22 protein-coding genes are annotated in these 16,495 nt (G+C 56.5%); 9 read left to right on the top strand and 13 right to left on the bottom strand.

Going from position 1 to position 16,495, the window contains the following annotated elements:
- Positions 1-7 precede the first annotated feature (7 nt).
- On the bottom strand, positions 8-295 hold the full coding sequence (locus PQU98_RS07805) for a hypothetical protein (RefSeq protein ID WP_373295600.1): 288 nt from the start codon (positions 293-295) through the stop codon (positions 8-10).
- A gap of 13 nt (positions 296-308) precedes the next feature.
- Positions 309-1,676, bottom strand: a complete 1,368-nt coding sequence (argH, locus tag PQU98_RS07800; RefSeq protein WP_272744503.1) for an argininosuccinate lyase — start codon at positions 1,674-1,676, stop codon at positions 309-311.
- 52 nt (positions 1,677-1,728) lie between these two features.
- Between argH and PQU98_RS07795 the strand changes: the two genes are divergently transcribed.
- Entirely contained in the window at positions 1,729-2,514 is a 786-nt protein-coding gene (locus PQU98_RS07795) for a TlpA family protein disulfide reductase (protein ID WP_272744338.1), read from the top strand.
- Between the two features lie 280 nt (positions 2,515-2,794).
- Here PQU98_RS07795 and PQU98_RS07790 read toward each other — a convergent pair whose 3' ends face one another.
- The gene (locus tag PQU98_RS07790; protein ID WP_272744337.1) at positions 2,795-3,562 is read right to left on the bottom strand and encodes a hypothetical protein; all 768 of its coding nucleotides are present in this window, start codon (positions 3,560-3,562) and stop codon (positions 2,795-2,797) included.
- Positions 3,563-3,687: 125 nt separating this feature from the next.
- Between PQU98_RS07790 and PQU98_RS07785 the strand changes: the two genes are divergently transcribed.
- On the top strand, positions 3,688-4,350 hold the full coding sequence (locus PQU98_RS07785; protein WP_272744336.1) for a Fe2+-dependent dioxygenase: 663 nt from the start codon (positions 3,688-3,690) through the stop codon (positions 4,348-4,350).
- An 80-nt stretch (positions 4,351-4,430) separates the two neighbouring features.
- Here PQU98_RS07785 and PQU98_RS07780 read toward each other — a convergent pair whose 3' ends face one another.
- The 5 genes from PQU98_RS07780 to PQU98_RS07760 all read right to left on the bottom strand — a co-directional run bounded on the left by PQU98_RS07780 (position 4,431) and on the right by PQU98_RS07760 (position 8,799).
- Positions 4,431-5,633: a DUF418 domain-containing protein gene (locus tag PQU98_RS07780; RefSeq protein WP_272744335.1), complete on the bottom strand. Its 1,203-nt coding sequence runs from the start codon at positions 5,631-5,633 to the stop codon at positions 4,431-4,433.
- Positions 5,626-6,081 (bottom strand): hypothetical protein, encoded by a 456-nt coding sequence (locus PQU98_RS07775; RefSeq protein ID WP_272744334.1) that lies wholly within the window; start codon positions 6,079-6,081, stop codon positions 5,626-5,628. The genes PQU98_RS07780 and PQU98_RS07775 overlap by 8 nt, the downstream gene beginning before the upstream one ends.
- Before the next feature lie 30 nt (positions 6,082-6,111).
- Positions 6,112-6,990, bottom strand: coding sequence for a 3-hydroxybutyryl-CoA dehydrogenase (locus tag PQU98_RS07770; protein ID WP_272744502.1), 879 nt, complete (start codon positions 6,988-6,990; stop codon positions 6,112-6,114).
- A gap of 125 nt (positions 6,991-7,115) precedes the next feature.
- On the bottom strand, positions 7,116-8,051 hold the full coding sequence (locus tag PQU98_RS07765; protein ID WP_272744333.1) for an electron transfer flavoprotein subunit alpha/FixB family protein: 936 nt from the start codon (positions 8,049-8,051) through the stop codon (positions 7,116-7,118).
- A 1-nt stretch (position 8,052) separates the two neighbouring features.
- Positions 8,053-8,799, bottom strand: a complete 747-nt coding sequence (locus PQU98_RS07760) for an electron transfer flavoprotein subunit beta/FixA family protein (protein ID WP_272744332.1) — start codon at positions 8,797-8,799, stop codon at positions 8,053-8,055.
- A 296-nt stretch (positions 8,800-9,095) separates the two neighbouring features.
- On the opposite strand from PQU98_RS07760, the gene PQU98_RS07755 reads away from it, so the two are divergent.
- Both PQU98_RS07755 and PQU98_RS07750 read left to right on the top strand, forming a co-directional pair.
- Positions 9,096-9,401 carry a hypothetical protein gene (locus tag PQU98_RS07755; RefSeq protein WP_272744331.1) on the top strand — a complete coding sequence of 102 codons (306 nt, stop codon included), beginning with the start codon at positions 9,096-9,098 and terminating at the stop codon, positions 9,399-9,401.
- A 9-nt stretch (positions 9,402-9,410) separates the two neighbouring features.
- Positions 9,411-9,686, top strand: coding sequence for a hypothetical protein (locus PQU98_RS07750; RefSeq protein WP_272744330.1), 276 nt, complete (start codon positions 9,411-9,413; stop codon positions 9,684-9,686).
- 50 nt (positions 9,687-9,736) lie between these two features.
- On the opposite strand, the gene PQU98_RS07745 is transcribed toward PQU98_RS07750, so the two are convergent.
- Both PQU98_RS07745 and PQU98_RS07740 read right to left on the bottom strand, forming a co-directional pair.
- A complete protein-coding gene (locus tag PQU98_RS07745; RefSeq protein WP_272744329.1) occupies positions 9,737-10,309 on the bottom strand; it encodes a cob(I)yrinic acid a,c-diamide adenosyltransferase in 573 nt (190 codons plus the stop codon).
- A complete protein-coding gene (locus tag PQU98_RS07740) occupies positions 10,309-10,512 on the bottom strand; it encodes a twin transmembrane helix small protein (RefSeq protein ID WP_272744328.1) in 204 nt (67 codons plus the stop codon). Before PQU98_RS07740 ends, PQU98_RS07745 begins: the two co-directional genes overlap by 1 nt.
- A gap of 385 nt (positions 10,513-10,897) precedes the next feature.
- Between PQU98_RS07740 and PQU98_RS07735 the strand changes: the two genes are divergently transcribed.
- Complete coding sequence (locus PQU98_RS07735; protein WP_272744327.1) at positions 10,898-11,509, top strand: TetR/AcrR family transcriptional regulator; 612 nt, start codon at positions 10,898-10,900, stop codon at positions 11,507-11,509.
- Between the two features lie 38 nt (positions 11,510-11,547).
- Here PQU98_RS07735 and PQU98_RS07730 read toward each other — a convergent pair whose 3' ends face one another.
- Positions 11,548-12,231 (bottom strand): TorF family putative porin, encoded by a 684-nt coding sequence (locus PQU98_RS07730; RefSeq protein ID WP_272744326.1) that lies wholly within the window; start codon positions 12,229-12,231, stop codon positions 11,548-11,550.
- Positions 12,232-12,242: 11 nt separating this feature from the next.
- Positions 12,243-13,187 carry an NAD(P)H-dependent flavin oxidoreductase gene (locus PQU98_RS07725; protein ID WP_272744325.1) on the bottom strand — a complete coding sequence of 315 codons (945 nt, stop codon included), beginning with the start codon at positions 13,185-13,187 and terminating at the stop codon, positions 12,243-12,245.
- Between the two features lie 182 nt (positions 13,188-13,369).
- Between PQU98_RS07725 and queF the strand changes: the two genes are divergently transcribed.
- Entirely contained in the window at positions 13,370-13,831 is a 462-nt protein-coding gene (gene queF / locus PQU98_RS07720) for a preQ(1) synthase (protein ID WP_272744324.1), read from the top strand.
- Positions 13,832-13,880: 49 nt separating this feature from the next.
- Here queF and PQU98_RS07715 read toward each other — a convergent pair whose 3' ends face one another.
- Positions 13,881-14,504: a nitroreductase family protein gene (locus PQU98_RS07715; RefSeq protein WP_272744323.1), complete on the bottom strand. Its 624-nt coding sequence runs from the start codon at positions 14,502-14,504 to the stop codon at positions 13,881-13,883.
- 90 nt (positions 14,505-14,594) lie between these two features.
- Between PQU98_RS07715 and PQU98_RS07710 the strand changes: the two genes are divergently transcribed.
- From PQU98_RS07710 to PQU98_RS07700, 3 genes are all read left to right on the top strand, one after another.
- Complete coding sequence (locus PQU98_RS07710; protein WP_272744322.1) at positions 14,595-15,221, top strand: NUDIX domain-containing protein; 627 nt, start codon at positions 14,595-14,597, stop codon at positions 15,219-15,221.
- 33 nt (positions 15,222-15,254) lie between these two features.
- A complete protein-coding gene (cysE, locus tag PQU98_RS07705; protein WP_272744321.1) occupies positions 15,255-16,082 on the top strand; it encodes a serine O-acetyltransferase in 828 nt (275 codons plus the stop codon).
- Between the two features lie 138 nt (positions 16,083-16,220).
- Positions 16,221-16,421 carry a DUF3126 family protein gene (locus PQU98_RS07700; RefSeq protein ID WP_267526033.1) on the top strand — a complete coding sequence of 67 codons (201 nt, stop codon included), beginning with the start codon at positions 16,221-16,223 and terminating at the stop codon, positions 16,419-16,421.
- Positions 16,422-16,495 lie beyond the last annotated feature (74 nt).

Raw genomic sequence — 16,495 nt, 5'->3', positions numbered from 1 at the left:
TTAAGTGTTACTGGCGCTGGGAATTGCCCGTGCCCTCAAGCGGGGCGTCCTGCACCTTGACGTTATTGCTGTAGTAAGGATCCGCGGCGGCGGGCTTATCGCTGGCGCGCGGCAGGGATTTTTCGGTTTTCTTGCCCTGCGCTTCGGCGGTTTTAATAGCCTCGCGTTCGGCCTTGGCTTCCTTGCCCCACAACGGCGGTGCTTTCTCAAGCTCGCCCTGCTTGCCGCAGGCGCTTAAACCCAAACCCATCGCCACGCCGAGAATGAGAGCGGCTTTCCCCAGTTTCACCATCACCTTTAAATCCCTTTTAGCTTAAGCGCTGTTTGTGGCGCTCGATTTGCAAACGCACCTGATCCGGCGCCGTGCCGCCATAGCTTTGGCGTGAGGCACACGACGCTTCGGGAGTGAGAACCTTATACACATCATCGGTAATACCTGCTTCAAGTTTTTGCAGGTCATTGAGGCTTAATTGCGCCAGGTCAATGTCACGGCTTTCAGCCAGCTTTACCGCGGCCCCGGTGACGTGGTGGGCATCGCGGAACGGCATGTTGAGGTTGCGCACCAGCCAGTCGGCCAGGTCGGTGGCGGTCGAGAACCCGCTAGAGGCGGCGGCCTTCATGCGCGCTGTGTTGGCGGTAAGGTCACGCACCATGCCGGTCATGGCCGCCAGCGCCAGATCAAGGCTATCGAAGGCTTCGAATACCGGCGGCTTATCTTCCTGCATGTCCTTGGAATAGGCCAGTGGCAGGCCTTTCATGACGGTGGTCAGCGCAATCAAAGCGCCCGTGATCCGGCCGGTCTTGGCACGCACCAGTTCAGCCGCATCGGGATTGCGCTTTTGCGGCATGATAGATGAACCGGTCGAGAACGCATCGGATAGCTTAACGAATCCGAACTGCGGTGTCGTCCAGATGACGATTTCTTCGGCCAGACGCGACAGGTGACCGGCGCAAATACTGGCATGGCTCAGGGATTCGAGGGCGAAATCACGGGCGGACACGCCGTCGAGGCTATTGCCCATTGGCCGGTCGAAACCCAGCGCGGCGGACGTCGCAAAGCGGTCGATATTGAACGGCGATCCGGCAAGGGCCGCCGAGCCGAGCGGGTTTTCATTCATACGGGCGCGGGCGTCAGCAAAGCGGGAGGCATCGCGGCTAAACATTTCGACATAGGCCATCAGGTGATGGCCAAAGGTCACCGGCTGGGCGGGCTGAAGGTGCGTAAACCCCGGCATCAGGGCATCGGCATAGTCTTCGGCCCTTTCCAAAAGGGCGTGTTGCAGGTCGGTCAGTTGCGCAATCGTGTGGTCGACCTGAGTACGCACCCACAGGCGAAAATCAGTGGCGACCTGATCATTGCGTGAGCGTGCGGTATGCAGACGCCCGGCAGTGGTGCCGATCAGTTCACGCAGGCGCGCTTCGACATTCATGTGAATATCTTCATATTCTGCACGGAAGGGGAACGCACCTGATTGAATCTCTTCGGCAATTGTCGCCAATCCGGTATCAATCTGTTGGGCATCCTCGGAACTTATGATACCTTGCTTACTCAACATGGCGGCGTGGGCGCGTGAGCCCGCAATGTCCTCGGCCCACAGGCGTTTGTCGACCTCAATGGAGACATTGATGGCCTGCATGATCTGATCGGGCTTGGCATTGAAGCGACCGCCCCACATTTTCTGGCCCTCAGCAGGGGCCGCTGGCTTTTGGGTGTCGGACTGATCGGTCATGGGTGAATTTCCGGACGAAAATAACGGTGAGAAAAAAACTGAGGCACCCATAGAGCGCATTCCGAAAAGTGTGAAGCGGTTTTCGGATGAAAATGCGCGACAGGATGAAATCCCTGAGGCGGTTCAGGGCAAGTCCGAAGATCAGTCAAAAGCCAAAATCGTCGAGGCCAAAAAGAATAAGCGTCGTCTGGGTATGGCGATCGGTCTGGGCGTGGTGGTTGTGCTCGCGGCGGGCCTGTTTGCCGTGATCGCCATGAAGCCTGACGGTAAGGCGGTTCAGGCGGTGGTGGAACCTTCAGCGCAGGGGCCGTTGAAAGCCTATGCTACGGGGACTTTGGCCAAACTGATCACGCATGAGGCACCAAAGCCTTTGACCGATATCGAATTTTATGACGGCGACAAAAAGCCGGTTCACGTCAGCGATTTTGCGGGCAGGGTCGTGGTGCTGAACGTCTGGGCGACCTGGTGCGCGCCCTGCCGGGTCGAAATGCCGACTCTGGCCCGACTACAAGGCATGTATCCGGTCGATCAGATGAAAGTGTTGCCGCTCAGTGTCGATACCGAAGAAAAGCTGCCGGACGTCAAAAGCTTTATCGGGGTGCATGAGCCACTGGGTATTTATAACGACCCGCACTTTGCCGCGCCGTCGAAATATGTCGTCAACGCTATGCCGACGACCCTGATTATCGATAAGCAGGGCCGCGAGGTTGCCCGCTTAGAGGGCGAGGCCCACTGGGATCAGCCAGAGGTGAAGGCGCTGCTGGACCACCTTCTTACCCAGTAAAATCGCGATCTCTCCTCCCTACGGAGTGGGGAGGTGGATTGGCGCGTAGCGGCAAGACGGAGGGGTATTTTGCTGTCAGCTTCGCCCCCTCCGTCAGCCTTGCTGACACCTCCCCATTCCATAGGGAGGTGGGATGCCATTTCAGGCCATAAAAAGGGCGGCGATCGGGGATGGATCGCCGCCCTTATATGTCTGCGCATCTGCCGGGTTCAGGTTGTCCGGGCCGCATCGTGACTGAGGATCACGGTGTGGCCGATACGCAGACTAATAACGCTGTGGGTTATAGTGAATTGATGGCCAACTGAATGCGGCTGACCGAAGAGACCACCTTGGACTTGTCGACAATCTTGGCGGCCTCTTCCGGAGCCAGAGTGGTCGGCCAGAAGGCCGACAAGCCATCGACATCAGCCTTGACCGGGGCCAGAGATTTTTCCTTGGCGACCAGATCCTGAAGCGCCAGAGCGGCACCCTGTGAGTGCAGATATTCGGTCGGGTCGATAATGCCTTCTTTGAGGACTTCGGCGTAAAGGCCTTGCGTCAGTTCAGCCATACCGATGGCGGTGTCCTTAGGCACGCCGGGGTTTTTGGCATAGGTCGCATCGATGGCGGCAAGGGCGGCCTTGATATCGGCCTCGGAACCGGTCTCAGCGGCCTTGCGCACGGCGGCGACATCAAGACCTGCGGCAACCAGCTTAGGCTCCTGCGGATCGAGCGCTTCGGACAGGCCCTGACCGATCACGATAGCTGCGCCTTCGGTGCCATCGGCGGACTTGGCCACTTTTTGGCCGACCAGCAGGAAGCCCTTGATGTGCTGCAAACGCAGAGTCAGGCGGCTGGATTCCGGGATCGAGGAATAGGCCAGAACTGCGCCACCTTCACCGGCTTCACCACCGGCGACAACAGCAGTATTGGCGGCATCGGCGCTTGAGGCAGCGTCTTCGGTCGTGGCGGCGCCATCTTTTGGCTTTTCACCGCAGGCGCTAAGCGCCCCAAGCATCATCAGGCCGCCGGCCGCGCCGGTCCACAGTTTAGGTTTGAACTCGATCATCTAAAATCACCCGAAATAAGTTGACGCCGTATATCAATGTGGTGTGGTCTGTACCCCACCATGTGCCACTTTGCAAGTGGTTCGCAATATTAGTTTTTAGCTTACGACGTAAATTAAGGTCTGACATGCTGCTGATCAATCGCGTACTGGATGACGAAGACCTTAAGCGTGTGACGGCCCTGTTTGATGAGATGCGGTTGACTGACGGCAAGCAAACTGCGGGGGCTGCGGCGCGCAAGGTCAAGTCGAACCAGCAGGCCGATTGGCGCGACCCGAAGGCGATTGCCCTGCGCGGGTTCTTGCGAAAAGCGATGGAGCGTCATCCCCTGTTTATGTCCTATGTCCGGCCGGCGAAGTGGTCGCGCCTGATCCTTAGCCGGTACGGTGTTGGCAATGCCTACGGGATGCACACCGATGACGCCATGATGAAGGATGAAACAGGCGGGCATTTGCGCACCGATTTGTCGTTCACCCTGTTTTTGTCGCCGCGTCATACTTATGAGGGTGGAGCGTTGTCGCTGGAGAGCGTCGAAGGTGTGCGCGATGTGCGCCTGGAAGCCGGGGATATGATTGTCTACCGCACGGGGCTTTTGCATCAGGTAACGCCGGTGACTGAGGGCGAACGACGCGCCTGTGTCGGCTGGGTCCAGAGCCAGATACGGCGGGACGATCAGCGTGAAGTGCTGTTTGACCTTGATCAGGTGCGGGCCAGCCTGCCCGAAAGCGCGCAGAAACTGATGGTCGATAAGACGGTCGGGAATCTGCTTCGGATGTGGAGCGAAGTGTAAGTAAGAGCCCATCTTCTTATACCTCCCCAGTTTACTGGGGAGGGGGGCCGTTTTGCGTAGCAAAAGGGTGGTGGGGGCTCTTACTTTAAAATCGGCATCCATCGCTGATGACTTAAGCACCGCCATCCCCACTCGAACGGGCCATAGCGGAAGGCGCGCATCCACAGGCTGCTGACAATAAGCTGTCCCGCCCAGATGGCGGTGACTACGGGGACAAGGCCCGCATTGCCTACCGTGCCATATAGCCCCAGGCCCCAGCTTTCAGGCGCACGACCACCGTAGAAAATCACCGTCATGATCAGCGATTGCAGCAAATAGTTGGTGAAGGCCATGCGTCCGGCATCGCGCAGGGGCGACAGCAGTTTCAGACCCCATGATGTCCGGGCGATCAGGATCAAAGTCGACACATAGCCCAGACTGACGATGATCGACAGATATTCATTGGCGATCGCATAAAGCCCCATGATCCGAACGGCGGGAAAGCCTTCGGCAATGATCACGGCAGCTTGGCCGCCGATCAGGGTAAGGCTTGCCCCGGCAAGGACGATGATTGCGGCATAGGTCACACTACGGCTCTCACCCCGTAAAAAGCCGGATTTGAACAGGCCAAGTCCGATCATCATCAGCCCGACCGTCACCGGCAGGTAGAACAGGATTTCATTGATGATCGACTGCGACCACATGGTGAAATTTCCGCGCAGAGAACCTGTGAACCCTGAACGCATAAGCTCGATAGTCGGATTGAGCAGATCGGGCATTGGCACGGACGGTTCGGGTATAACCCCAATCCCGTCATTGATCGCGGGCCACAGGATGATGCCATTGCCGATTAGATAGAGCACGCTGCCGACGACCAGCAGCGGCTTGGCCTCCAGATTGCGCCAGCTAAAAAACACGAACCCGCATATGGCATAGAGCAGCAAAATATCCCCGTACCAGATCAGCGCGCCGTGGATCAGGCCAAAGATCACCATCCAACCCAGCCGGCGCCCGATCACCCGCTGCGTCAGCGGCAGATCGTCGGGGTCTGATGCGCTGATCAGATAGAGGCTGACGCCAAACAGCATCGAAAAAATGGTGATGAACTTGCCGGTAAAAAAGACCTCATCGACCCACCACACGGCGGTGTCGATATCCGTCAGCCCAAGCGGTGAAATCGCCGGATTAATATAGACGTGCATCGGCATGGCAAAGGCCACGGCATTGACAAACAGTATGCCCAGAATGCTCAGGCCCCGCACGATGTCGAGATAGACAATACGGCGGGCGGCAGTGTCAGGCATGGGGAACCGCCGTATCGGGCGGGGTGCGTTTCAGGGCAATCTGTTGCATAGCGATGGCCGCGGGTATGGCTAGAATCAGTTGCGCGACCACCATCAGCAGGCTGAACCCGGCAAACGGAATGAGGTTTTGCGATGTAGCGGGGACTTTATGGTGCACCAGAAACTGTCCGAACGCCAAAGCACTGCCTAACAAACCAATCAGGCCCGCGCAGGTCAATCCAGACAGTGTGGCCTTGACGCGCGATGTGGGCACCTTAAGCGACCACAGGGCCAGTGTGCCGACCATCCAAAAGAAACCAAGCCCGATTTGCCTCTGGGTTTCGGCCACGGCATCGGCGCCTTGCGGGGCGAGCAGTCGCGCGAAAAACCACACGCCGCCATGCAGCACCATCGCCCCGATCAGGCTGGTGACCATCCATGGAAAAGCGGGTTGACGAAGCTGAAGCACTTAAGGGCTCTTGTCTTAAAGGGGCGGGGATTAGCGTGTAGGCACTGGCTTTTCGCCGCGATAGTCATAGAAACCGCGGCCGGTTTTGCGCCCCAGCCAGCCGGCTTCGACATATTTCACCAGCAGCGGGCAAGGCCGGTACTTGGAATCCGCCAGACCATCATGCAGCATTTCCATGATCGCCAGCACCGTATCAAGGCCGATGAAATCGCCCAGCTCCAATGGGCCCATCGGGTGATTAGCCCCCAGCTTCAGGGCGGTGTCGATAGCGTCAACCGTGCCGACGCCCTCATAAAGCGTGTAGATCGCTTCATTAATCATGGGGATCAGGATGCGGTTGACGATAAAGGCCGGATAATCCTCGGAATTGGCGGTGATCTTGCCTAAGCTTTGGGCAAACTCAACGGCTATCTGATAGGTCTCAGGCTCGGTGGCGATACCGCGGATGATCTCGACCAGTTTCATCACTGGCACCGGATTCATGAAATGCAGGCCGATGAACTTGCCCGGACGATCGGACGCCGCCGCCAGACGCGTGATCGAGATCGAGGAGGTGTTTGAGGCCAGAATAGCGTCAGGTTTTAAGTGCTCACTGACCGACTTGAAGATGGCTTTTTTGATCTCTTCATTTTCGGTGGCGGCTTCGATCACCAGGTCGCAGTCTTTCAGGTCGTGGGCGGAGGCTGCCGGTTGCAGGCGGCCCATGCTGGCCTTAGCGTCATCTGGCGTAATGGCCTCTTTTTCAATCAGGCGGTTCAGGCCCTTATTGATCTTTTCCAAGGCAGCGTGGACGGCCTCAACCTTCTGATCGTGCAGCAAAACCGTGTAGCCCGCCTGAGCGCAGACCTGAGCGATACCGGCCCCCATTTGACCCGCGCCGATAATGCCAACTGACTTGATATTCGTTATCACCACTGCACCTGTTACTGAATTATATGTCTAAGACTATAGGGCCTGCTCTGACAATCAAGCCTAAAAGAAATCCCCCTGAGTTGGCTCAGGGGGATTCTAAACGCAACAAGGCGCGGATCCCCTTAGCCAAGGGCAGCCATGAGGGCCGGAACGGCAGTTTTGTAATCCTCAACCAGACCGTAATCAGCGATCTGGAAAATCGGCGCTTCGGGGTCTTTGTTGATGGCGACGATAACCTTGGAATCCTTCATCCCGGCCAGGTGCTGAATGGCACCCGATATGCCGACCGCGATATAAAGGGCCGGGGCCACGACCTTACCCGTCTGACCGACCTGATAGTCGTTCGGCGCATACCCGGCATCCACTGCGGCACGAGACGCACCGACAGCGGCCCCCAGCTTATCGGCCAGAGGCTCAATCACCGCATGGAACTCATCGGCGGAACCGAGCGCGCGTCCGCCGGATACGACGACCTTGGCCGCACCCAGTTCTGGACGATCGGAGGTGACTTTTTCCTCGCCGACAAAGCGGGTGCCTGCGAAATCAGCCGGGACTGACGCGGCTTCGACCGCCGCCGAACCGCCATCCGCAGCCACCGCCGTAAACGTGGTCGGGCGCACGGTGAGGACGACCTTGGCGTCTGAAGTTTGAACCGTTTCCAGCGCATTACCGGCATAGATCGGACGCACAAAGGTCTTGGCATCGATCACTTCGATAACGTCGGAAATGATAGAAACATCCAACAGTGCGGCCACGCGCGGGGCGAAGTTCTTACCCGACGCGGAGGCGGGAATAGCGACGGCGTCATAACCTGCCGCCAGTCCGGCGATGAGCGCGGCGACATCTTCGGCGATGTCGGCATTGAGACCGGCGCTCTCAGAAGTCAGGACTTTGCGCACACCGGAAGCCTTGGCGGCCTGCGCGGCTACGGTTGCGGAACCCGCACCATAGACCAGCACGTCGATATCGGCCGAGAGAGCCTTGGCTGCGGTCAGAACCTTAAGCGTCGAGTCGCGTAAGGTGACGCCGTCATGATCGGCAATAACTAAAACAGCCATATTACAGCACTCCCGCAGTTTTCAGATTGGCGACCAGAGCACTGGCATCGGCCACCTTGATGCCCGCCGAACGCTTTGGTGGCTCGGTCACTTTCAGCACCTTGAGGCGCGGGGCGACATCGACGCCGTAGTCGGCCACGGACTTGGTGTCGAGCGGCTTCTTCTTGGCCTTCATGATGTTGGGTAAAGACGCATAGCGCGGCTCATTCAGGCGCAGGTCGGTGGTGATAACCGCAGGTAACTTGACCCCAAGCGTTTGTAGGCCGCCGTCCACTTCGCGGGTGACTTTCGCTTCATCGCCTTCGATGACGACTTTTGACGCAAAGGTTGCCTGCGGCCAGCCGAGCAGCGTCGACAGCATCTGGCCGGTGGCGTTGTTGTCACCGTCGATGGCTTGCTTGCCCATCAGGACAATGTTGGGGGTTTCTTCGGCAATCACGGCCTTGAGTAGCTTGGCGATGCCGAGCGGTTCGATGTCCTGATCGGTCTGGATCAGCAGGCCGCGATCGGCACCCATAGCCAGGGCCGTGCGCAGGATGGCTTCGGATTGGGCGACGCCAATGGAGACGGCAACGATTTCAGTGGCAATGCCGGCTTCCTTGAGGCGGACGGCTTCTTCGACGGCAATCTCATCAAAGGGGTTCATCGACATCTTGACATTGGCCAGATCGACGCCGGTCTGATCGGCCTTGACGCGTACCTTGACGTTGTAATCTATGACCCGCTTCACGGGGACCAGAATTTTCATCAGTCTCTCACCTTAAGACATGAAGCCTTTGCGGTGGCCGTAAAATTGACATACCGCAGAGGCAATAGGCTTTTTGTTTCAAACGTATCTTAAGAGTCTAAACCCTCAAGATTTGGCCGAGATAAGTGACGAGCCTGCTTGCCAAAGTCAATCAAAGAGATACATAAAGGCCGTCAATTGCAGGCATTTCACAAGAATTTGCAGTGCCCTAAAGTCAATTTGCACCGGCTCTTGCGCCGTTAACACCACCTTTGCCTCACCCTAAGCCAGCGTGAGTAACTTTAAGAGGACAACCCATGAAAAATAATCTGATCATGCGCCTCAAGATTATTGCGCTGATCGTGTTTATTTTCGCGTCGGCGGGGGCATGGGTCTATACGGCCCTGTATGAAATTCCGCGCAAGAAGTGCGAGGCCAAAGGGGCGTGGTGGTCAAATGAGTACCGCATCTGCCGCGCGCCGGTCTATCTGCCGACGATCACGGGCCGACCGGCAGGCGAGGGGCGTGAAATCCACTGGCCGACCGAACAGGCCCCGACGGCTAACAATACCGCCCCCGGCGCCAAGGCCCCGGTTGTGACGGAAGCCGAAACTGCGCAATAAGGGGGAAGCGTGGGGGCGCTGGGGTGGAGTAAATGGTGGCTTATCACTTATTCGACCATTGCATTGGTGCGGATAAGTGTCGAATTTGCCTTCAGCGGATTTAACTTAGAGGGACTGACCATTAACTGGCAGGCCTTTATGGCCATCTATTTTGCTGGTTTCGCGGTTATCTGGTTGATTGATGGCATCTGGCGTTTGTTAAGACACTTCAGCTATCGGCGGTTACTGAACAAACGCGATATCCAAACTGAGTCTTTTAAGCGCTGGAAAGACGAAGAGCGGTAGCGGTTTTTGCCCCTCACCCTAACCCTCTCCCCGCGAGCGGGGAGAGGGAATTAAGTCGACGGCACCCAAAGTACATCGTCCGCGCCTTTGTTATTGGCGTAACGGGCCAGCACGAACAGCAGATCCGACAGTCGGTTGAGGTATTTAAGCGCTTCGGGCGTGACGACCTCATTAGGTGTGTTTATGAGCGCCACCAGATCGCTTTCGGCACGGCGGGCGATGGTGCGCGCCAGATGCAGGTGCGCACTTAAAGGATTTCCCGCTGGCAGGATAAACGAATTCAGCGGCGACAGTTCGGCGTTATATCTGTCAATAGCGGCCTCAAGGGCAATGACCTGAACGGCCTTGATGCGGATCGGCGTCCACGTCTTAGGCTGACCATCCTCAGGCACGGCCAGATCGGCGCCCAAGTCGAACAGGTCGTTCTGCACTCTGGCCAGCACCGGATCGAAATCGGGAGCGGCTGCGACATAAAGCCGTGCCACGCCGATCATAGAATTAGTTTCATCAATGCTGCCAAAGGCGCGGATGCGGGCATCACTTTTCAGGCGGCGTGCACCGTCAGCCAAACCTGTGTCGCCGCTATCACCGGTGCGGGTATAGATTTTATTGAGCTTGACCATCAGCCGTTCTGAGACCGCCACCACAACAGCACGCACAGCAGGATAATCGCGATGGCCTGCAACAGTACGCGCAGGCGCATCAGCTTATTGGACCAGCGCTCGCGGAACGTGCCGCCCTTAGCCAGGCTGAAAATTCCAAGGCTTAAAACCACCAGTACGCCCAGCATGGCGATGAGGGCCAGATTGGTCAGTAATGCGTTCATTCAATAAAATCCGTTAAGTCAGGTTGTGTGATTCAGGCTTTCAGCCAAAGGGTGGTGGATGTGTGTATTTGTGTGCATAACTGCACACGTCTCAGGTGAACGCCATGTTACCGTCACAAGGCATGGTTTAAGTCATTCGCAATCGCAAAATGCCAGCGACAGATATAGGCCAGATGCGCGTATATCATATTTAGCCGGGGGATGCGGTCTGATTTTGCCTATTGGATTATACGCTTCAAGTTCTTATATAGGGCTCGGGAGCGACATTCAGGGGCAGGGTTACCTTAGGTAAACTCTGCCTTATTTTTTAGTAATTTGAGTAAAGAGTAGGCGTATGTACAAGGCGTACGAGTTAAAAGAGAAATTAGCGCGCGAGGAGAGAGTTTTGCCTTTAGGTGCAAGAGCCAGATCCAAAGAGCTGAACCGGCAAAAGATTCTGGCCGCGGCCAAGGCGCTTTTCCGGGATCGCGGCTTTGAGGCGGCCACCCTTCGCGATATAGCCAAAGAGGCCGGTTTGTCGACCGGGGCTTTGTTTGCCAATTTCAGTGACAAGAACGAGATTTTTATCAAGGTCGTCGAAGCCGAATCCGCCGTGGTGCTGGAGCGGATGATCGACGCCCATGATCCGGCCCTGCCTCTGGCAGAGCGTCTGTTGAAACAACTGCGCTGCACCTATGAGGCCGCACACACCGATATGCAGTTGGTCATGTCGGCCTTTGTGATGAACTGGGCGCGCAAAGATCCCGCCTTCAACCAGATCGCCCGTTTAAGCGACCTTGTGCGCCAGACCATGTTGGAAAGCCTGCAATTCGCGCGTGACAAAGGCGATATTCCCGTTGCCAGCCCGATTGAGAGTGCGGCTGAAATTCTGGAAGACCTGTGCTTTTCGAACCTGCGGCGTGGGTTTCACGGCGATATGTCCGTCGAGGATTTAATCAGCCGCCTAAAACAGCAGATCGTCCTGATCATTGCAGGTCTTAAGGCTGTTCAGGCTTAAAAAAGCCGGCCTCTCAAATGAGGGGCCGCTTTTTTAGTTTAGAACTTTTGCGTCAGGGTCAGCACGACACGGTCGCCAAAGCGCTTACCATATTCATGCTTGTCAGTGTCATAGTAACGCACATCAAGGCCGGTCTGTTTCGTGACGGCATAGGTCGCGCCCAGATTATAGCCGGTATAGTCACGTTCGGGAGAGAGGCGGCGAATGCCGACGCAACCTGACAAGGTCCATTTATCAGTCAGCTTTTGCGCCACGCTCACGTCATGCCACCAGGCTTCTTCGGTGGATCCAGAAGAATCCGGTGAATAGACCGCTGTATATTTAACCGTTGTCTTGTCGAATGTGCGGCTGATGTCGCTTTGCCATTCATAGAAATCATCGTCCGTACCCGGGCGGGCGTTGTTGTTGGTCTTATAAAGCAGTTGCAGACTAGCCTTGAAGCCGGCGATGTCGCCTTTGGCACCGGCAAACCACTGGGTCTGCCCGTCAGTTCCGTCTGAGCCCGTAGTGTTTTTAGCGCGTACACCAACGAAGAAGGCTTTGTGGCTGGCGGTCAGGGCGCCAACAATCTGACCATTGCCATCAGTTTCGGAAATGCCCTTTGAAACGCCTTCTGTGCCGATATTGATTTGACCACTGATATTAATTTGCCCGGCTTCGGACGCATGAGCAGAAGAGACCGCAAACAGGGCGGCGAAACTAAGCAGAATGGGGGTACGCATGGGTTGTCCCTTTAACGTGTACGCTGACTAAAATCCGCAACCGCGGCGTTGAATTCCCCCCTCATGCGCGCAACCAGTTCGGCTACGGGCAGTATTTCGTGTATTGAGCCAACCCCTTGACCGGCAGACCATACGGTTTTCCAGGCCTTGGCCTCGGGGTTGAGTTCATGGGCCATGTCGATCGTGTGGTGCGGATCTTTGGCCGCGGCCGGATCAAGTCCGTTGGCGATCAGCGACGGCGTCAGAAAGTTGGCATTGATGCCGGAAATGGCATCCGTGTAGGTAATGTCTTTGGCGCTGGTTTCAACCAGCATGTCTTTGTAGGCGCCATCGGCGCGGGCCTCGGTGGTGGCGATAAAGCGCGTGCCCATATAGGCGAGGTCTGCACCGGCCATCAGGGAGGCGGCGACATCGCGGCCGGTAGAGATAGCGCCCGATAGAATAATTGTGCCGTCAAAAAAGCTCTTGATCTCATTGATCAGGGCGAACGGATGCTGATTGCCGGCGTGGCCACCGGCGCCGGCTGCCACCAGGATCAGGCCATCGACCCCGGCCTCAGCGGCCTTTTTGGCATGGCGGGCATTGATGACATCGTGAAAGACGACGCCGCCATAGGCATGGACAGCATCGACCACATCTTTCACCGCGCCGAGCGAGGTGATGACCAGCGGCACCTTATGATCGACCGTGATCTGAAGATCGGCCATCAGTCGGGTATTGGTATTGTGGACGATCAGGTTGACCCCGAAGGCTGCATCCTCAGGCGTCAAGGCAGATTTAATCTCAGTGAGCCACTGCGCATAGCCTTCGGACGTGCGCTGATTAAGGGCCGGAAAGGTGCCGATCATGCCGGATTTGCAGGTGGCAATGACCAGTTCCGGGCCTGACACCAGAAACATCGGCGCCGCTATGGCAGGAAAACTCAGGCCTTTTTTCAGACTGGCAGACAGCGGCATCAGGTTACAGCTTTCGCTTTATTCAGTACAGGGACAATAATCTAAAGGGGTTTCAATAGGTTTAAATTAAGGTTTCGCAAGCGTTAAATTCGTCTGCCGAGAGAAAATGTCTTTGCGCCCTTGCGTCACCTTATGGCGATTTTGCTTCATTTTTGGCGGCTGTGGTATTACAGACGCAAAGCATGAGCCATTACACAGATAACCTTACCCAATTGGGCGGCGATGCTCGTCCGGTCAATGATCCGAAAGACGCCGTGCTTGAGCGCGTGCCCAATCCGCATCCCGATGTCGATTATGTTGCCCGCTTTACCGCGCCGGAATTCACATCCCTGTGTCCGGTGACGGGCCAGCCGGACTTTGCGCATATTGTCATCGACTATGTGCCGGGTGAGTGGCTGGTGGAATCAAAGTCGCTCAAACTGTTTCTGACGTCGTTCCGTAATCACGGCGCGTTTCATGAGGACTGCACCATCTATATCGCCAAGCGCCTCAAAGAGCTGCTCGATCCGCGCTGGCTGCGCATTGCCGGTTACTGGTATCCGCGCGGCGGCATCCCGATCGATGTCTTCTGGCAAACCGGTGAGGCCCCCAAGGGAGTCTGGGTGCCGGAGACGGGGGTGGCTCCATATCGCGGGCGAGGCTAACAAGGACCACAGGCCCTTGACCCGTTAGTTTAAGTTATGGGTGCAGGGTCTAGGACCCTGCCCACCAACTGATGCGCTCAGCATAGTTCGGGCGGTCGCGCTCCAGCGGCGCCTCTGACGGAGTGCCGAGGAAGATAAAGCCAGCGACCTCTTCGCCGTCTTTCAAGCCGAGCAGTTCCTTAGCCTCGGCGTCATAGGAATACCAGTCGGTGATCCAGTTGGCACCATAGCCCAAGGCACCGGCCGCGATCAGCAGGTTCTGGCAGATGGCGGCGGCCGACAATTGCTGCTCCCACAGGGGAATTTTATGAGGCTGAACCGGGGAGGAGATGACCAGCAAAGCTTCCGGTGGGGTCGCCAGTTTCAAAAGCGCACCCGCCGCTTGTTTATCACTGCGGCTTTCGGCCAGTGCCTTCAGTTTATCGACCAGATGGCTTTTGGTCTCAGGCGTAAAGCGCACAATCCGCCACGGTCCGATCTTGCCGTGATCGGGTACGCGCAAGCCGATGCTGATCAACAGTTCAATTTCGTCTTCTGACGGAGCAGGCAGGCCCAGCGTCGGGGCCGGGGCCGAGCGTCGGCGCAGCAACAGTTCCAAGGTTTCTTTTGATTTGATAGCGGGCAGGGCCGTGCCAAATTCAATTGGGTTCAGGTCGAAATCAGGTAAACTCATGGAATTGTCTCTTCAAAATCAAACTGTAACTGTTCATATAGATATAGGCTGTCATCTGCGGCATTAACAGGAAAATTGCGAGTCTTTCTCATGAAAAATAGTAACCTGCCACCGTGGGATAGTGCTGATGCCGCAGCGTCACGCCCTGACTGGCAAATCCTGACGCAGAAAACCGTGTTTGAAAACCCGTGGATGCGGGTTGAAAGTTATGATGTTGTCGCCCCAACAGGCAATGCGGCCCACTATGGCGTAACGCGGTTTCGCAATCGAGCGGTGGCGGTGGTGCCTTTGTTTGATGACGGCACGGTCGTGATCGTGGGTCAGCAAAGGTTTGCGCTCAATACCTATAGTTGGGAGCTGCCAGAAGGGGGTGTACCTGACGGCGAAGATCCACTTGAGGGGGCTAAGCGCGAACTGGCCGAAGAGGCGGGGTTGAAGGCCGAATACTGGCGTGAAATCATCCAGATGGATTTGTCCAACTCCATTACCGATGAAGTGGCGACGGGCTATCTGGCGACTGGTCTCACATCTGCCGAAGGCGCGCTCGATGACACCGAAAGCCTCGAAATCCGGCGCATCCCCTTCAAAGATTTACTGAAAGCTGTTATAAACGGGCAGGTGAGGGACTCTCAGACGGTTGTGTGTGCTCTGCGCGTTCACCATATGGCAGTTAGCGGCGAATTGCCAAAGCACCTGATTAACGCGATCTTGGGATAAGGGAAGTATCCCTATCCTACCGGAGGCAAAGATATGGCCAATAAGTTTGATGTCATTTCGCGCAATGATACGCCGATCTGGCATACGCTGCGCACCGAAGCGCTGGAGGCCGCTAAGGCCGAGCCCGCTTTGGCGTCGATGCTGCATTCGACCATATTGTCCCACGACGGCCTGAACTGCGCCCTGTCGTTCCATATCGCGCGCAAGCTTAATGATGCAGGCTTTGGTGAAATGACCCTGCGTGAGATCATCGACGACTATTATTCCAAGGACACTGCTCTGATCGAGGCCGCCGAGCGTGACCTTCAGGCGGTTTATGAGCGTGACCCTGCTGCAAAGGGCTATTTGCAGGCCTTCATGTTCTTCAAGGGCTTCATCTCGATCCAGATCTACCGCATCGCCAACCGGCTGTGGCGGGACGGGCGCTTTACGATGGCTCACCATTTCCAGAGCCGCGTGTCGGAACTGTTCCAGATCGATATCCATCCCGCTGCCACGATGGGCAAAGGGATTTTCATGGACCACGGCACCGGCATTGTGATCGGTGAAACCGCGGTGGTGGGGGACGATGTTTCCATGCTGCACGGCGTTACCCTGGGCGGTACCGGTGCCCATACCGGCGACCGTCACCCCAAGATCGGCAATGGTGTCCTTCTGGGGGCCGGAGCCAAGGTGCTGGGCAACATTAAGATCGGCGACCATGCCAAAATTGCTGCGGGTTCCGTGGTGCTTAAGCCCGTTCCGGAACACTGCACGGCGGCAGGTGTGCCGGCGCGCCTGATCAACTGCAAAACCTGCAATGATCCGGCCCGAAGCATGGATCAGATGATCTCCGACGTCGTTTACGACTACGTGATTTAATCCCAAAAATCTGAGCATTGCGCAGGTTTCGGTTTGCGCTGACGTAGTCGTCGCTATAGACGTCTAACGCAAAGTTTATCCCCGCGTGTCGGGATTCATGCTTTGATGACAGCCGGTAATAACGAGAGACTTAAAACGATGAACGCTTCGGATATCACCAAGGTCCAGGACTACCTCACCAAAACCTTCGGCACCAAGGGCCTTGAGGTCAAAGCCCGTAAGCAAAAGGATTCGTCGGAAGTCTATATCGGTGAAGAGTTCATCGGCGTGGTCTATGTCGACGAAGACGAAGAGGGGTCATACATCTTCGAAATGGCCATATTGAAGGAAGATTTGTAATTCTTCCTCCTCCCTTGCAAGCGTTAGCGCTGCGGGGGAGGTGTCATGCCATTTATGGCATGACGGAGGGGGCA

The sequence above is a fragment of the Asticcacaulis machinosus genome (genome assembly GCF_028550435.1).
Lineage (GTDB): Bacteria > Pseudomonadota > Alphaproteobacteria > Caulobacterales > Caulobacteraceae > Asticcacaulis > Asticcacaulis machinosus.
Note: the sequence above shows the minus strand (reverse complement) of the source record. Positions and strands in the feature narration are given on the sequence as shown.